This is a genomic window from Shewanella cyperi (assembly GCF_017354985.1).
GTDB classification, from domain to species: Bacteria; Pseudomonadota; Gammaproteobacteria; order Enterobacterales; family Shewanellaceae; genus Shewanella; species Shewanella cyperi.
The window spans coordinates 1,153,646-1,170,161 of the sequence record NZ_CP071501.1; the positions used below are offsets into that span (position 1 = coordinate 1,153,646).

Below are 16,516 nucleotides of genomic sequence, written 5' to 3' on the forward strand. Positions count from 1 at the left end.
TCCTATGGCGAAACAAGCAGATGCTCAAGCAGACAAGTATGCAGCGACGGATGCGGGGCACACAGGTGAGCGCCTGCCACCCTGCGAGCCCTGTGAAGCGCTGGCGGCCACCCTCAATCGCCATCTGCGGGCGGGCCTGTGCCGGGATGAGCGCCGAGTGGAGGATCTGTTCCAGGCCCTGGCGCTGTCGGTGAAGGAGCAGCTGCTGGATGACTGGCGCGCCACCCGCAATGCCGACAACGATTACGGCCGGCGCCAGGTGGCCTATCTGTCGCTGGAGTTTCTGATGGGCCGCACCCTGGGCAATGCACTGCTGAACCTCGACCTCACGGACGAGGCCCGCCGCTGCCTGACCGAACATGCGGTGGCGCTGGAGACGGTGGAGGAGGCCGAGCACGACGCAGGCCTTGGCAACGGTGGCCTGGGACGGCTGGCGGCCTGCTTTCTCGACAGCTGTGCCAGCATGGACCTGGCGGTCACAGGCTACGGTATTCGCTACGAATACGGCATGTTCGCCCAGAAGATAGTCGACGGCTTCCAGATTGAGCGGCCGGATCGCTGGCTCAAGGACGGCAATCCCTGGGAGGTGCGCCAGGCCCAGCGGGCGCTGACCGTGCCCTTCTTCGGCCACACCGAATCCTATGTGGACCGTAACGGCCGGCGCCATATGCAGTGGGTCGGCACCCAGGACGTGCTGGCCGTGCCCCACGACATGCCGGTGCCCGGCTATCGCAATGGCCGCATCAATACCCTGAGGCTGTGGAAGGCCGAGGCCACAGATGATTTCGATCTGGAGGAATTCAACCAGGGCGATTATGCCGAGGCGGTGGCGCGCAAGAACCTGGCGGAGCAGATTACCATGGTGCTCTATCCCAACGACGCCAGCGAGAACGGCAAGGAGCTGAGGCTGAGGCAGCAGTACTTTTTGTCCTCCGCCAGTTTGCAGGATCTGCTGCGCCGCTATGTGCGCCGTTTCGGCGAGGATTTCTCCCAGTTTGCCCGCCACAACGTGGTGCAGCTCAACGACACCCATCCGGCCATCGCCGTGCCCGAGCTGATGCGGTTGCTGATGGATGTCTATTGCCTGGAGTGGGATCAGGCCTGGGAAATCACCTGCCACACCATGGCATACACCAATCACACCCTGCTGCCGGAGGCGCTGGAGCGCTGGAGCGTGCGCACCCTGGGGCACATTTTGCCGCGCATTATGGAGATTATCTTCGAGATCAATGCCCGCTATCTGGACTCGGTGGCACACCATTGGCCGGGGGACGGCCACAAGCTGGCGGCCATGTCCATCATAGAGGAGGGGCCGGAACCCCAGGTGCGTATGGCTTATCTCGCCATAGTGGCCAGCTTCTCGGTCAACGGGGTGGCGGCGCTGCACACCCGCTTGCTGAAAGACGGGCTGTTCCGCGACTTTTATGCCCTCTGGCCCGAGCGCTTTAACAACAAGACCAATGGTGTCACTCCCAGGCGCTGGCTGGCACACTGCAACCCGCGGTTGGCGGCGCTGCTGGACTCGCGCCTTGGCAGCGGCTGGAAGTCGGATCTGAGCCTGCTGTCGGGCCTCAATGCCTTCTGCGGCGACCGGGACTTTATCCACGCCTGGCGCGAGGTTAAGCAGGCCAACAAGCAGGCCCTGGCTGAGCTGGTGTCGCGGGAGTGCCAGGTGCAGTTTGACACTGCCATGCTGTTCGATGTGCAGGTCAAACGCATACACGAGTACAAGCGCCAGCTGCTCAACATACTGCATGTGATCCACCTGTATCAGAAAATCCTCGCCGGTGACACTGAGCATATGGTGCCGCGCTGCGTGCTGATCGGCGGCAAGGCGGCGCCGGGCTATGCCATGGCCAAGCTGATCATCAAGCTGGCGGGCAACGTGGCCCACATGGTCAACTCAGATCCCCTGGTCACCCCCTGGCTGCGCTTTGCCTTCCTGCCAAATTACAACGTCAGCGCCATGGAGCGCATCTGCCCCGGCACGGATCTGTCGGAGCAGATCTCCACCGCCGGCAAGGAGGCCTCGGGCACGGGCAATATGAAGTTCATGATGAACGGCGCCCTCACCATAGGCACCCTGGACGGCGCCAACATAGAGATGATGGAAGAGGTGGGCGAGGACAATTTCTTCCTCTTCGGCCTCAGTGCCGACGAGGTGGCGGCCATGAAGCGGGACTACCGGCCCCAGGAGTTTATCCAGAGATCACCGGCGCTCAAGGCCGTGCTGGAGCTGATCAAGAGCGGTCATTTCAGCCTGCTGGAACCTGGGATCTTCGAGCCCCTGGTGCAGGCCATAGAGAGCCCCTGGGATCAGTGGATGCTGGCCGCCGACTTCGATGCCTATTGCCAGGCCCAGCACAGGGCCAACGAACTCTACCGCAATCCGGAGCGCTGGGCCGCCTGCAGCATACGCAATACCGCCGCCAGTGGCCGTTTTTCCAGCGATGTCACCATTGCGAATTACCGCGATGAAATATGGAAGGGAGCCTGAGATGTCTGTTAGCTGGCCTTTTTTCCAGCGATGTCACCATAGCGAACTATTGCCACTTAGCGCGATGAAATATGGAAGGGAGCCTGATGCGATGCGAAAACGTTTGGTTTTGAAAAGGAACCCGAAGATGAGTTGTCTGACCCAAGGAGTACATGTCTATGCCTAATTCCAGCCCCCGCTACATCAGTAACCTGACCCGGGAAACCTATGCGCTGATCCTCGCCGGTGGCCGGGGTTCGCGCCTGCACGAACTCACCGATTGGCGCGCCAAGCCGGCGCTGTATTTCGGCGGCAAGTTCAGGATCATCGACTTTCCCCTGTCCAACTGTATCAACTCGGGCATTCGCCGGGTGGGGGTGGTGACCCAGTACAAATCCCACTCCCTTATCCGCCACGTGATGCGCGGCTGGGGCCATTTCAAGAAGGAGCTGGGGGAGTCGGTGGAAATCCTGCCCGCTTCCCAGCGCTACTCGGAAAACTGGTATCAGGGCACGGCCGATGCCGTATTCCAGAACATAGACATTATCCGCCACGAGCTGCCCAAGTACGTGATGATCCTCTCCGGGGATCACGTCTATCGCATGGACTATGCCGGCCTGCTGGCGGCCCATGCCGAGTCCGGTGCCGACATGACAGTCTCCTGCCTGGAGGTGCCTGTGGCCGAGGCCGCCAATGCCTTCGGGGTGATGGAGGTGGACGAGAGCAATCGCATCCTGGGGTTCGAGGAAAAACCGGCGCAGCCTCGCAGCCTGCCGGGCAATCCCGAGCTGTGCCTGGCCTCCATGGGCAACTATGTGTTCAACACCGAATTTCTGTTTGAGCAGCTGAAAAAGGATGCCCAGAACGCCGACTCGGACCGGGATTTCGGCAAGGACATCATCCCGGCCATCATAGAGCAGCACAAGGTGTTCGCCTATCCATTCAAGAGCGCCTTTCCCAATGAGCAGGCCTACTGGCGCGATGTGGGCACCCTGGACTCCTTCTGGCAGGCCAATATGGAGCTGCTGTCACCGACCCCGGCACTGAACCTGTACGACGCCAAGTGGCCCATCTGGACCTATCAGGAGCAGCTGCCTCCGGCCAAGTTTGTCTTTGATGACGATGAGCGCCGCGGCATGGCGGTGGACTCAGTGGTATCCGGCGGCTGCATCATCTCAGGCGCCACTGTGCGCCACAGCGTGCTGTTCAACGAGGTGCGGGTCTGCTCCTTCTCGACGGTGGAAAACTCTGTGGTGTTGCCTGATGTGGTGGTGCTGCGCCACTGCAAAATCAAGAACGCCATCATCGATCGCGGCTGCATTATTCCCGAGGGCATGGTCATCGGCTACAACCACGACCAGGACAGGGCCAAGGGCTTCCGGGTGTCCGAGAAGGGGGTGGTGCTGGTGACCCGCGACATGCTGGGCCTGCCGGTGGGCTACGAATAAGGCGCTTTTCGTTATGTGTGCCTGTGTGTAGGAATTGAAGGGGAATGGGATTGAAGTCAGTGTTGTTGTTGGCGGCTGAAAACGCCGTATTGAAAGGTGCCAAGGTGGGCGGCATGGCCGATGTGATTGGCGACTTGCCCGCCGCCCTGGAGCAGGTGGACATTGCCGCCTCTGTGCTGATGCCGGGCTACGGCTTTCTGGCAAGCCGTCACGGTGCCGCCCTGGTGGCAGAGTTTGTTGTGCCGTTCCGGGATGGTCATTGGTCCATGCGTCTGTCCATCTTGCCGCACCCCAAGGCGCAATCGGCACGGATTTACCTTATCGACGGTCCCAGCCTGGATGCGGCGCCGTCCGCGCTCTACCACCAGAGCAGTCCCCAGCGGCCCTTTGCCGATGATGCCGACCGTTTCGCCCTGTTCGGCGTCGCGGCGGCCACCGCCCTGTGCAATGGCCTGGTGCCCATGCCCGATGTGCTGCATCTGCATGACTGGCATATGGGGGCCTTTGCGCTGCTGCGGGCCTTCGACCCAAGGTATCTCGCTCTCAGGGACATACCGGCTGTGCTGACGGTCCACAATCTGGCGCTGCAGGGCACCCGGCCCCTGGCCCAGGAGTCCTCCTCGCTGGCGGCCTGGTTCCCGGCCCTGTTTGCCTCCCTCGACGGCGCTCAGCTGGCCCAGCTGGCAGACCGGCGCTACGGCGGCTGCATCAATCCGCTGCGCGCCGCCATCAATCTGGTGGACAGGGTGCATCTGGTGTCGCCCCACTACTGCGAGGAGGTGCTGCTGCCCTCAAGGCCCGAGGCGGGCTTTATCGGCGGCGAGTCGCTGGAGCTGGATTTGGCGCGCCACAGGGACAGGGGCACTTTGGTGGGGATACTCAATGGCTGCAACTATGACAATGACGGCAATCCTTCAGTGAGGCCAACGGCCTCAGAGCTGGTGCGCACCATAAAGCGGACCCTGATCCGGGTGCAGGCCCACAGACGGGAGGTGGCGGCGGTGGACTTTATCGCCGCCGCCCGCCTGCCTGAACTGTTCGACAATGAGCAGGCCTTTGTTATCAGTTCAGTGGGCCGGCTCACCGCCCAGAAGGTGCAAATATTGCGGCAGAGGCGCGGCAGCGGCGAGACTGTGCTGGAAGCGCTGCTGGCGCAGCTGCGGGCCTGGCGCCCGGATGCCCGGCTCATCATGCTCGGCAGCGGCGATGAGGACATAGGTCGGGAGTTTCAGGCAATAGCGGCGCAGCAGGATAACTTCCTGTTTATCAACCACTATGATGAAGCCCTGTCCGAGGCTTTGTATCTGCGGGGCGATCTGTTCCTGATGCCAAGCTCCTTCGAGCCCTGCGGCATCAGCCAGATGCTGGCCATGCGTGCCGGTCAGCCCTGTCTGGTGCATGGCGTCGGCGGTCTGGTGGACACGGTTAGCCATGGCCATAACGGCTGGTCGTTTCAGGGCGAGACCCCTCTGGCCCAGGGAGAAGCGCTGCTGGCACGCCTCGCGGAGCTGCTGCCCCTGGTGGGCTCGGATACCTGGCGTCAGGTGGCCGCCAACGCCGCCGCCAGCCGTTTCGACTGGCCCGCCCAGGCCCGGCAATATGCCGATTTGCTGTATGCCTGATGTCCCCTGAGTCGCTGTGGATATCTGCTACACTCAATTGATAAAAAAGAGGTAAACACACGGCTAAGGGGATAGGGCGCTTCATGGAGCAGGGCATTTTCTTTCCGTTGATCCAGAACGCGGCCCTGCTGCTGGCGTTGGTGTTCGTCTATGACGCCATTCCCCGCCGTCACAAACGCAAGTACTTCCTGCTCTGGCGCCTCGGCATAGGGGTTATCGTCGGCGCCATCGGCATGACAATCATGTCGACACCCTGGGTTTTTGCCCCCGGCATCATCTTCGATACCCGCTCGGTACTCCTGGCCGTCTCCGGTTTGTTTTTCGGTGGCCTGCCCACCACGGTTGCCGTGATCATGACGGCTGCCTATCGCTACGCCATCGGCGGCCCAGCGGTATGGATAGGCATAGCTGTCATCATCTCCAGTGGCGCCGTGGGGGCCCTGTGGCGCAGTCGCCGTAAATCCATGCTGGCATCCATGGGCTGGGGCGAGCTCTATGGCATAGGTTTCCTGGTACATCTTATCATGCTGTCCTGGATGTTGTTTTTGCCCTGGGAGACGGCCAAGGGAGTACTGACACAGATCACCCTGCCGGTGCTGACCATATACCCGCTGGCAACCATGATGGTGGGGCGCTTGCTGTCGCGGCGTATCGAAATTGAGCGGGATGACAAGATGCGCCTGCAGGATGACTTCCTGTTCCGCTCCCAGTTCGACGCCGGCAACATAGGCATAGCCATAGGCACGGTCGACAAGTGCTGGATCAAGGTCAATTCGCGCCTGTGCCAGATGTTCAAATACAGCGAAAAGGAGCTGCTGCGTCTGGGCTGGGATCAGCTGTCACACCCGGACGATCTCTATACCGACACCCAACAGTTCGAACGCCTGCTGCTGGGGGAGATTGACCAGTACGAGCTCAAGAAACGTTTCTTCGCCAAAGACGGCACCCTGGTCTACACCCTGATGAGCGTCTCCTGCAAACGCAGTGGCGGACGGGTGCAACTGGTGATCGCCGGCTTTCTGGATATCACTGAGCAGACCCTGGCGGAGCAGTCGGTCAGCGCCAGTCGCGAGCAACTGCAGCTGGTGCTCGACAGCGGCGAGCTGGGTTTTTGGGACTGGGATATCCCCAGGGATGACGTTATTCGCAATGAGCGCTGCGCCCAGATGCTGGGAGTCAGCCATAACGAGTTGATGGAAAACCACAGGATCTGGGTAAACGCCATCCATCCCGACGACAGGGTGGAAATGCTCAGGGCCATGGAGCTGCATTTACAGGGCCGTACCGCCAGCTATAGCATTGATTACCGGTTGAAAACCGCCGATGGCACCGAGCGTTGGATCCGCGATCGGGGCCGGGTGGTGGCCAGTGACGGGCAGGGCAAACCCTTGCGTATGTGCGGCATTCATGTGGACATCACCCAGAGTCGCAAACAACAGGAGTCCCTGGAGCTGGCGGCCTCGGTCTACAACAGTTCCAGCGAGGCCATGAGTGTGCTCGACGCCAAGGGCCACATCATCACCATCAATGCGGCCTTTTCCCGAATTACTGGCTACAACGAAAGCGAGGTTCAGGGGCAACATGTGTCCCTGTTCAACTGCGATACCAACGGTGAAAATTTCTATCGCGAGATGAACCAACAGTTGCGTGAAAAGGGCCACTGGCAGGGAGAAATGTGGCAAAAACGCAAAAACGGCGACGAGTATCTGATCTGGCTGACGGTCAATACCATTTACGACCGCCAGCACAGGCCACACCGGCGGGTGGCGCTGTTCTCGGATATCACTGAAATGAAGCAGCAGGAGCAGCTGATCTGGCAGCAGGCCAATTACGATCCGCTGACCGGCTTGCCGAACCGGCGTATGTTGCTCGACTACCTGGGACGGGAAATCATTGCCTGCGAGCGGCGCAAGCGTCACTTTGCCCTCTTGTTTCTTGATTTGGACTTCTTCAAGGAAATCAACGACACCCTAGGCCATGACATGGGTGATCAGCTGCTGGTTGAGTGCAGTCGCCGCCTGCAACTGTGCGTGCGCGATTCGGACGTGGTGGCACGCCTGGGGGGCGATGAGTTTACCGTGATCCTGCGGGACATTGCCGATCAATCCGGGGTCGAGCGGGTGGCGGCCCAGATCCTCAAGGCCCTGGCCGAACCCTATCAACTGGGGGAGCACACCAGTTACATCAGCGCCAGTATCGGCATTACCCTGTATCCCGAGGATGCCGACAGCCGCGAGGCGCTGCTGAAACACGCCGACCAAGCCATGTATGCCGCCAAGGCCCAGGGCCGCAACCGCTTCAACTTCTTCACCCCCTCAATGCAGGAATATGCCCATTTCCGCATGCACCTTATTCAGGACTTGCGTTTGGCTGTGGAGCGGCAGGAGTTCAGCCTGTTTTTCCAACCGATAGTGGAGCTGAAAAGCGGCGACATTCACAAGGCCGAGGTGCTGCTGCGCTGGCAGCATGAGACCCGCGGCTATGTTTCACCGGCGGACTTTATTCCCGTGGCCGAGGAGACAGGCCTTATTCTGGAGATAGGTGCCTGGGTGCTGGAACAGGCGGCAAGACAGAGTAAGGAATGGCAACAAAAACATGAACGTATAGTGCAGCTCAGTATCAACAAGTCACCAATCCAGTTCCGTGATGAGGGGGAATATTTCAGCCGCTGGATGTCACTGCTTAAGGAGCTGCAATTGGGGCCCGGCGGCATATGTGTTGAGATCACCGAGGGTCTGCTGCTCGACGCCGCCACCGGGGTATCGGATAAGCTGCTGGCTTACCGCGATGCCGGCATTCAGGTGGCCCTGGATGACTTTGGCACCGGCTATTCCTCTTTGGCCTACCTGAAAAAGTTCGATATAGATTATTTGAAAATCGATCAGTCCTTTATCCGCAATCTGGTGGATGATTCCAGCGATCATTCCCTGTGCGAGGCCATTATCGTCATGGCCCATAAACTCGGGATGAAGGTGATAGCCGAAGGGGTCGAGAGCGAGGACCAGCGTGAACTGCTGCGTAACATGGGCTGCGACTATGCCCAGGGCTACCTGTTCTCCCGTCCCATGAGCGCCGCCGAGTTCGAGCAAGAGTTCCTGCTGGATGCCAAGGCCAATGCCTGACTTTCATGCTTGCCCCATCGGGCGTATACTCGCCGCCTTTGTTTTTACCCCAGTCACCGAAATTAGGACACCCCTCCATGAGCTTTGAACAACTCGGCCTTGACCAGCCCTTGCTGCATGCCGTTGCCGATGTGGGTTATCGGCAGCCGACTCCGATACAGCAACAGGTGATCCCCGAGGCGCTCAAGGGGCGGGACATGTTGGCCTGCGCCCGCACAGGCACGGGCAAAACAGCGGCCTTTTTGCTGCCGCTGCTGCAAAGGCTAAATGCCTCATCGGCACAGGAACAGGCACAGGCCAACGCTGGGCCAAGAGCCCTGGTGCTGGTGCCGACCCGGGAGTTGGCCCAGCAGGTGGCCCTGGCCGCCGAGCGCTACAGCCAGGCCACTGCGCTGCGGACCCTGGCGGTGTACGGCGGTGCCAACATTCGTCCCCAGGCCAGGGCACTGGCGAGCGGAATTGACCTCCTGGTGGCAACCCCGGGACGGCTGTTCGATCTGGTCAATCATTTCGGACTGCGCCTGGATGCGGTTTCGGTTCTGGTGGTCGATGAGGCCGACCGCATGCTGGATCTGGGCTTTGTGCGTGATATTCACAAATGCCGGGCCCTGATAGCCGCCGAGCACCAGACCCTGTGCTTTTCTGCCACCTTCGACGCCAGGGTGCAGGCGCTGGGACGGGAGCTGCTGCGGGATCCCCTGTGGATCCAGGCGACGGCCACTGAGGCCGAGGGCAAACTCAGCCAGCAGGTGTGGCAACTGGACAGCCGGCGGCGCAGTGAGTTTCTGGCCGAGCTCATTGGCCGCAACAACTGGCAGCAGGTGCTGGTGTTTGTCGCCTCCCGGCAGCAGGCAGGGCAACTGTGCCAGGAGTTGAAACTCGATGGTCTCAAGGCCGAAGAGTTCCACGGTGAGCGCACTCAGGGGGCACGCAACAGGGCCCTTGACGCTTTCAAGGAGGGCAAGCTCAGGGTGCTGGTGGCAACCGATGTGGCGGCCCGGGGCCTGCATATCGAGGCCTTGCCCGTGGTGGTCAACTTTGGCCTGCCGGAGGCCGACGAAGACTTCACCCACAGGATAGGCCGCAGCGCCCGCGCCGGTCAGGATGGCCTGGCGCTGACTTTGGTGACTGCCAAGGAGTTGCCGCGTTTGAAGCTGATTGCGGCCAAGGCCGGCATTGCGCTGCCCGACGCGGCATTTCCTGCCGGTTATGAGCCGGGGGCGCCGTTGCCGGCCCGTTACCGGGAATTGCCACCCGAGGGGGGCGCTGTCGCCGGTGGCTACCGGGAAGACAAACCGCGGCGGCGCTCGGATGCCCGGGGCCCAGGTAACAGTAGCTCTGGAAACAGAGGCTCAGGTAGCAGTAGCCAAGGAAACAGGGGCTCAGGTAACAGAGGCTCAGGTAACAGAAACCCCGATAGCAGGGGTGACAACCTTAATAGGAAAGCTTTCGGCGCACCCGGGAAAAAATCCCCCGGCGGCAAAGCCGGTCGCTGAGCGCCTGGCCCTGTGTGGCTGGCCCCCTTTGAGGCTGTTATGCTGGGCGCCAAACGCTGATATTCCAGGAATTCCATGATCCGCAATCCGGTCCCGGTGAACCTTATCACCGGCTTTCTCGGCAGTGGCAAAACCACCCTTATCGGTCGCTTGCTGGCCCACAAACCCGAAGGCGAAACCTGGGCCGTGCTGCTCAATGAGTTCGGCGAGGTGGGCCTGGATGCGGCGCTGCTGGGCAAACACGCCGAAGTGGTTATTCGCGAAGTGCCGGGGGGCTGCCTGTGCTGCGCCGCCGGGGTGCCGACCCAGGTGGCGGTTAACCAATTGCTGGCAAAGGCCAGGCCCGATCGCCTGCTGATAGAACCCACTGGGCTTGGGCACCCGGCGCAAATTCTGAAACTGCTGCAAAATCCCTATCTGGCACCCGTGCTCAGCATACAGACCACAGTGTGCCTGGTGGACCCCAGGGTACTGAATGACCCGCGCTACACGGGCAATCCCCTGTTCAACGATCAGCTGGCGGTGGCGGATCTTATCCTCGCCAGCAAGGCCGATGCCTGGGGGCCGGATGCCTTGGCGGCGTTGCAAAATTATCTTACGGAGCGAGGCTTGCGGCAGGAAATCCTCAGCATAGGGGATAAACCCTTAACTTATGCCCCCTGGCTGACCCGGTCCAGACTCGAACCCAGAACTAAGACGCCAAATGACAGCTTGTTGCGACAAGCGCTTACGCCTTTGGCGCCGGGCTCAGTGTTCGACAGCCGGGAAACTGAGCCAGATCCGCAACCTGCTCAGGACGCCATACTCAGGCGAGAACACAGCGAAGGCCCTATGCACAGCTGTGGCTGGATCTTCGGCGCCGGCTGGCAATTTGATTTCGATGCCTTGCTCAATTGGGTGAATGCCGTGCCTTCTTTGCGGCTCAAGGCTGTGATGATCACTGCCGATGGCATTTTGGCCATCAATCGCCTGGGGGATGAGCTTAAGCTGGCGGAGCTTGACGATGCCCTCGACTCCCGTCTGGAGATTATCTCCGAGCAGCCGCTCGATTGGGCGCAGCTGGAGCAGGGGGTAAAGGCCTGTTTCAGTGCATCATGATGGCGGTCGGGGCTGCGGCGCCGGGCCGTTTGCGGTAGAATCGGCAGCATTTTCCAGGCTGCATGCCCATAAAAACAAAGAGCCAAGTGAATGTCCGAGCCCCAGGATAACCCGCTGATCCGCTTGCCACTGCCCAGGCTGTTCTGGCGCTATACCCTGCCGACCGTGGCCTCCATGCTGGTCACAGGCATCTATGTCACCATAGACGGCATGTTTGTCGGCCATCTGCTGGGGGCTCAGGGGCTGGCGGGCATGATGCTGGCCTATCCGGTCGGTGCCCTGGTGTATGCCGTGGGGGCCTTGCTTGGCATGGGGGCGGCGGCGCTGGTGTCCATCAATCTGGGGCAGGGCAATGAGGCCAGGGCCAGACGCCTGCTCGGTAACGCCTTCAGCCTGTGCCTGCTCAGTGCCCTGATACTGGGCACCCTGGGCACAGTCTTTTCCCACGATATTCTGCGCTGGCTCGGGGCCGAGGGTGAGGTGCTGGACAGCGCCAATCAGTATCTGTTCTGGTACTACGCCCTGTGTATTTTCCCCATCATCTCCATGAGCTTCACCACCTTGCTGCGCAACGACGGTCGTCCGGGCTTCGTGACCTGGGTGCTGATTGGCGGCGGTCTGCTCAACACCCTGCTCGATTACCTGCTGATGATGGTGTTTCCCCTGGGACTGGCCGGTGCCGCCATAGCCACCATGTTGTCCCAGGCGGTGACCGGCGGTCTGTGTCTGGTACATTTCTTCGGCCCCCGCACCAAACTCAGGATTAACCTGACCCAGATGGCGCTGACCCTGGACAACTGTCTCAATATCGCCCGGGTGGGCCTGCCCAGTCTGCTGATGAATCTGTACCTGTCGATAGTGTTGACGCTGCACAACACGGCGCTGCTGTGGGTAGGAACGCCGCTGCACGTGGCCGCCTATGGGGTGGTCAGTTATACCGAAGCCTTCTTCTATCTGATCTTCGAGGGGATCGCCCTGGGCACTCAGCCGATCCTCAGCTTCAATGCCGGCGCCGGGCGCCACGACAGGGTACGGGAGGCCAGGCGGCTGGCGCTGAGCGCGGCACTGCTGGTGGCAGGTCTTGGGCTGATTGTGCTCTACCGTCACCCAGAGTGGATGCTGTATGTGTTTGCCGGGGATAATGCCGAACTCAGGCCGGTGGCCACACAGGCCATGGGGCTGTATTTCTGGGGTTTGCCCTTTGAGGGCATGATCCTGGTGGGGGCCAGTTTCTTCCAGGCCACCAACAGGCCCAGGGAAGCCTCGATACTGACCGGTAGCAAGTTGTTGCTGATAGCCCTGGTGATCTACAGCTTTGCCTGGCTGTTCGGGGTCAAGGGGGTCTGGGTGTCGCTGGCCTGTGTCAGCAGCGGCCTCTGCCTGTGGATGTGGCGCCGCTTCAGGATCGTTGACCGGGCTCTGGGCTAATCAGAACTGCTTGCTCAGAACAGCTTGTTCAGAACAGTTTGCTGCCCCAGCCGAGTTTGTTACGCAGCACGTGGAAATAATTGTGGCCCTTGGGGTGGATTAACCGCAGGCGCTCGGCGCTCTGACGAATAATGATCTCATCGCCGGGCAGTACCGCCAGGGTCACATGGCCGTCACAGCTGACTTCCAGGTTCTCGTCATTGTCCGGCGACACCACCAGCTTGATGGTGGAGTGGGCGTCCACCACTATGGGGCGGCAAGACAGGGTGTGGGGGAACATGGGCACCAGGATCAGCGCCTGCAGATTGGGGGTGAGTATGGCGCCGCCGGCCGACAGTGAGTAGGCTGTGGACCCGGTTGGGGTCGAGACTATCATGCCGTCGGCCCGCTGGCTGTACATAAACTGATCGTCTATGTAGACCTCGTATTCAATCATGTGGGCTATCTTGCCCGGGTGCAACACGGCTTCGTTGACCGCGGTGTTGCTGGCCTTGATGGCGCCGTGCCTGTGCACCTCAGCCTCCAGCAGGAACCTGTGTTCGGTGACAAAGTCGCCGTCCAGCACATCCGCCAGCATGTCTTCAAAACCATCGGGGGGCAGATCGGTGAGGAAGCCCAGGTTGCCGCGGTTGACCCCGATAACGCCGAGATCGAACCTCGCCAGCACCCGCGCGGCCCCCAGCATGTTGCCGTCACCGCCCACCACTATGGCAAGATCGCAGCGGCTGCCGATTTCCAGCAGATCCACGGCGGTCACCTGATTGCCCAGTTCACCGGCCACTCGTTCTTCCACCAGAACCTCAAATCCCTGGGTCGTCAGCCAGTGATGCAGCCGCTTGAGCGTCAGGTTGGTGCCACTGTGATGGGGTTTGCCAATCAGGCCTATGGTGTGAAACGGGGAAGTCATATGGGGAAAGTGCGTGCCTTAGGCCTTGAAACGCCGGAATTGATCCCCATAATATGCCTAGCCTATGCAGAAACAAAGCATTTTTAGCCGGAGTTAAGATGAGTAAGAATTCGACCCAACCACAACAAGATCCACAGGATACAGTGCAGGAAAGCGAAATTGTCACCGAAGAGGCGTCTCTGGTTGACGAGCTGACCCAGGCCAATTTCCGTGTTGAGGAGTTGGAACAGGCTCTCGCCAGCGCCGAGGCCAAGGTCGAGGAGCAGAAAGATTCAGTGATCCGTGCCGCCGCCGAAGTGGACAACATTCGCCGCCGCGCCGCCATGGATGTGGAGAAGGCCAACAAGTTTGCCCTGGAAAAGTTTGCCAACGAACTCCTGCCGGTACTGGACAACATGGAGCGCGCCCTGGCCGGTGGCAGCAGCGACGAGGCCAGCAAGGCCATGATGGAAGGCGTGGAGCTGACCTTCAAGAGCCTGCAGACCGCGGTGGAAAAATTCGGGATCAAGGCGGTTGACCCCATGGGTCAGGCCTTTAACCCTGAGCAGCACCAGGCCATCGGCATGCAGCCGAGCAATGACTTCCCCGCCAATACCGTGATGTTGGTGATGCAGAAGGGCTATGAACTCAATGGTCGCCTGCTGCGTCCCGCCATGGTGATGATCTCCCAGGGCGGCGGTGTCGATACTCAGGCTTAAGCTCGGGGCTTAAGTCCGGGGCTTAAGTTCGGGGCTTAATCAGCCCTTGCCAACCCAATAATAGAAAAGGACTGCCAAGGCAGTCCTTTTTTTGTTTTCAGCCCTAAACCACCTACTTCAGTAGGTGGTTATCATCAATTTAGGCTTTGCCTGTAATGAACATTGAGGCTCAGGCATTGTGACTTATCGAGTTGGGTTGTGTGACCTCTCACACAGCTCCACAAGTGGCTAAACAACTACGAAAGTAGGTAAGGTAAATAATAGTCGCTTTTGGCCCCCTTCTAGGGGGCTTAGGCAAAGCCACCTTCTTCAGAAGGTGGATTATTTACCTTATCGAGCAGCAACTCAGTCGATATAGGCGCGGATCTGACGCTCGATACCTGCAGCATCGAGGCCCAGCTCGGCGATGATTTCTTCCGGCGAGCCGTGCTTGATGAACTCATCGGGCAGGCCGATTTGCAGCACAGGCTTGCAGATGCGGTGTTTGGCCAGCAGTTCCAGCACACCGCTGCCGGCGCCGCCCATGATGGCGTTCTCTTCCACAGTCACCAGCACCTCATGGTTGGCAGCCAGTTCCAGCACCAGGGCTTCATCCAGAGGCTTAACGAAACGCATGTCGGCCACTGTGGCATCCAGCGCCTCGGCCGCGGTCAGGGCTGCGGCCAAGGTGGTGCCGAAGTTGAGCACGGCTATGCCCTTGCCATGGCGTTTCACCAGCCCTTTGCCTATGGGCAGGGCAGTCATTTGTTCCACCTGCTCGGCACCTGTGGCACTGCCACGGGGATAGCGCACCGCGCTTGGTCCTTCGTTGTGGCAATAGCCTGTGTACAGCATTTGCCGACATTCGTTTTCATCGCTTGGTGCCATGATCAGCATGTTGGGCACACAGCGCAGGAAGCTGAGATCGAAGGCGCCCTGGTGGGTTGGACCATCGGCACCCACTATGCCGCCGCGATCGATGGCAAACAGCACGGGCAGACGTTGCAGCGCCACATCGTGGATCAGCTGATCGTAACCGCGCTGCAAAAAGGTGGAGTAGATGGCGACCACGGGCTTATAGCCTTCGCAGGCAAAACCGGCCCCCAGGGTCACGGCATGCTGCTCGGCGATGGCGGCATCGAAATACTGCTCCGGGAAGCGCTGGGAAAATTCCACCATACCCGAGCCTTCACGCATGGCCGGGGTGATGCCGAGCAGCTTGCTGTCTTTTTCGGCCATGTCGCACAGCCATTTGCCAAACACCTGACTGAAGGTGGGCAGTCCCGGCTTGGTGGCCGGTTTGCGGAACTGGCTGGGGTCGAACTTGGGCACGGCATGCCAGCCAATGGGATCTTTTTCCGCCGGCTCGTAGCCGCGGCCCTTCTTGGTCATGATGTGCAGGATTTGCGGGCCCTTGAGGCCGCGCATATTGCGCAGGGTCTCGACCATGGCATCCACATCGTGGCCGTCGATGGGGCCTATGTAGTTGAAGCCCAGCTCCTCGAACAGGGTGCCGGGGACGACCATACCCTTGAGGTGTTCTTCGGTGCGTCTGGCCATTTCCTTGATCACCGGCATGCCCTTGAGCACCTTTTTGCCGCTCTCGCGAATGGTGGTGTACAGGCGGCCGGACATCAGCTGGGCCAGGTGGTTATTGAGGGCGCCGACGTTTTCCGAGATGGACATCTCGTTGTCGTTCAGCACCACCAGCATGTCTTTGTCGAGATCGCCAGCATGGTTCATGGCTTCAAACACCATACCGCCGGTCATGGCGCCATCGCCGATAACGGCCACCACTTTGCGCCCCGCCTTTTCCTTGTCGGCGGCGACCGCCATGGCGAGCGCGGCCGAGACCGAGGTGCCCGAGTGGCCGACGCTGAAGGTGTCGTATTCACTCTCTTCCCGCCAGGGGAAGGGATGCAGGCCATTCTTCTGCCTGATGGTGTGCATACGATCGCGGCGACCTGTGAGGATCTTGTGGGGGTAAGCCTGGTGGCCCACGTCCCAGATCAGGCGGTCGAAGGGGGTGTTGTACACATAATGCAGGGCCACGGTCAGCTCGACCGTACCCAGACCCGAGGCGAAGTGGCCACTGGACATGCCAACGGATTTAAGCAGGAACTGGCGTAATTCATTGGCCAGTTGCGGCAGCTGTGACTGAGGCAATTGCCTGAGTTCTTCTGGGGTGTTGGCCTTGGCCAGTACCGGAAATTGGGAAATGTCCAAACTCATAGCGAGGTTC

The 16,516-nt window shown here is 60.3% G+C and carries 10 protein-coding genes; 8 read left to right on the forward strand and 2 right to left on the reverse strand.

The genetic code is table 11. The features are described from left to right. Positions 1–4: 4 nt before the first annotated feature. The 7 genes from JYB84_RS04935 to JYB84_RS04965 all read left to right on the forward strand — a co-directional run bounded on the left by JYB84_RS04935 (position 5) and on the right by JYB84_RS04965 (position 12,690). Positions 5–2,497 carry a glycogen/starch/alpha-glucan phosphorylase gene (locus JYB84_RS04935; RefSeq protein ID WP_207322325.1) on the forward strand — a complete coding sequence of 831 codons (2,493 nt, stop codon included), beginning with the start codon at positions 5–7 and terminating at the stop codon, positions 2,495–2,497. A 158-nt stretch (positions 2,498–2,655) separates the two neighbouring features. After that, positions 2,656–3,924 (forward strand): glucose-1-phosphate adenylyltransferase, encoded by a 1,269-nt coding sequence (gene glgC, locus JYB84_RS04940; RefSeq protein ID WP_207322326.1) that lies wholly within the window; start codon positions 2,656–2,658, stop codon positions 3,922–3,924. Positions 3,925–3,968: 44 nt separating this feature from the next. Further along, positions 3,969–5,546 carry a glycogen synthase gene (locus tag JYB84_RS04945; RefSeq protein WP_228290884.1) on the forward strand — a complete coding sequence of 526 codons (1,578 nt, stop codon included), beginning with the start codon at positions 3,969–3,971 and terminating at the stop codon, positions 5,544–5,546. Positions 5,547–5,629: 83 nt separating this feature from the next. Further along, positions 5,630–8,668, forward strand: coding sequence for an EAL domain-containing protein (locus tag JYB84_RS04950; RefSeq protein ID WP_207322327.1), 3,039 nt, complete (start codon positions 5,630–5,632; stop codon positions 8,666–8,668). Between the two features lie 77 nt (positions 8,669–8,745). After that, positions 8,746–10,164 carry a DEAD/DEAH box helicase gene (locus JYB84_RS04955; RefSeq protein WP_207322328.1) on the forward strand — a complete coding sequence of 473 codons (1,419 nt, stop codon included), beginning with the start codon at positions 8,746–8,748 and terminating at the stop codon, positions 10,162–10,164. Positions 10,165–10,239: 75 nt separating this feature from the next. Beyond that, the gene (locus tag JYB84_RS04960) at positions 10,240–11,262 is read left to right on the forward strand and encodes a CobW family GTP-binding protein (protein WP_207322329.1); all 1,023 of its coding nucleotides are present in this window, start codon (positions 10,240–10,242) and stop codon (positions 11,260–11,262) included. 90 nt (positions 11,263–11,352) lie between these two features. Continuing rightward, complete coding sequence (locus JYB84_RS04965; protein WP_207322330.1) at positions 11,353–12,690, forward strand: MATE family efflux transporter; 1,338 nt, start codon at positions 11,353–11,355, stop codon at positions 12,688–12,690. Between the two features lie 28 nt (positions 12,691–12,718). Here the strand turns inward: JYB84_RS04965 and nadK are convergent, their stop codons facing one another. Next, the gene (gene nadK, locus JYB84_RS04970) at positions 12,719–13,597 is read right to left on the reverse strand and encodes an NAD(+) kinase (RefSeq protein ID WP_207322331.1); all 879 of its coding nucleotides are present in this window, start codon (positions 13,595–13,597) and stop codon (positions 12,719–12,721) included. Between the two features lie 98 nt (positions 13,598–13,695). Here nadK and grpE point away from each other — a divergent pair, with 98 nt between their 5' ends. Continuing rightward, on the forward strand, positions 13,696–14,295 hold the full coding sequence (grpE, locus tag JYB84_RS04975) for a nucleotide exchange factor GrpE (RefSeq protein ID WP_207322332.1): 600 nt from the start codon (positions 13,696–13,698) through the stop codon (positions 14,293–14,295). 345 nt (positions 14,296–14,640) lie between these two features. Here grpE and dxs read toward each other — a convergent pair whose 3' ends face one another. After that, positions 14,641–16,506 carry a 1-deoxy-D-xylulose-5-phosphate synthase gene (dxs, locus tag JYB84_RS04980; RefSeq protein WP_207322333.1) on the reverse strand — a complete coding sequence of 622 codons (1,866 nt, stop codon included), beginning with the start codon at positions 16,504–16,506 and terminating at the stop codon, positions 14,641–14,643. Positions 16,507–16,516 lie beyond the last annotated feature (10 nt).

What these genes read in the sequence shown, in the direction of transcription:
- JYB84_RS04935 (WP_207322325.1), top strand. Translation starts at nt 5, where the DNA reads ATGGCGAAACAAGCAGATGCTCAAGCAGACAAGTATGCAGCGACGGAT.
- glgC (WP_207322326.1), top strand. Translation starts at nt 2,656, where the DNA reads ATGCCTAATTCCAGCCCCCGCTACATCAGTAACCTGACCCGGGAAACC.
- JYB84_RS04945 (WP_228290884.1), top strand. Translation starts at nt 3,969, where the DNA reads ATGGGATTGAAGTCAGTGTTGTTGTTGGCGGCTGAAAACGCCGTATTG.
- JYB84_RS04950 (WP_207322327.1), top strand. Translation starts at nt 5,630, where the DNA reads ATGGAGCAGGGCATTTTCTTTCCGTTGATCCAGAACGCGGCCCTGCTG.
- JYB84_RS04955 (WP_207322328.1), top strand. Translation starts at nt 8,746, where the DNA reads ATGAGCTTTGAACAACTCGGCCTTGACCAGCCCTTGCTGCATGCCGTT.
- JYB84_RS04960 (WP_207322329.1), top strand. Translation starts at nt 10,240, where the DNA reads ATGATCCGCAATCCGGTCCCGGTGAACCTTATCACCGGCTTTCTCGGC.
- JYB84_RS04965 (WP_207322330.1), top strand. Translation starts at nt 11,353, where the DNA reads ATGTCCGAGCCCCAGGATAACCCGCTGATCCGCTTGCCACTGCCCAGG.
- nadK (WP_207322331.1), bottom strand. Translation starts at nt 13,597, where the DNA reads ATGACTTCCCCGTTTCACACCATAGGCCTGATTGGCAAACCCCATCAC.
- grpE (WP_207322332.1), top strand. Translation starts at nt 13,696, where the DNA reads ATGAGTAAGAATTCGACCCAACCACAACAAGATCCACAGGATACAGTG.
- dxs (WP_207322333.1), bottom strand. Translation starts at nt 16,506, where the DNA reads ATGAGTTTGGACATTTCCCAATTTCCGGTACTGGCCAAGGCCAACACC.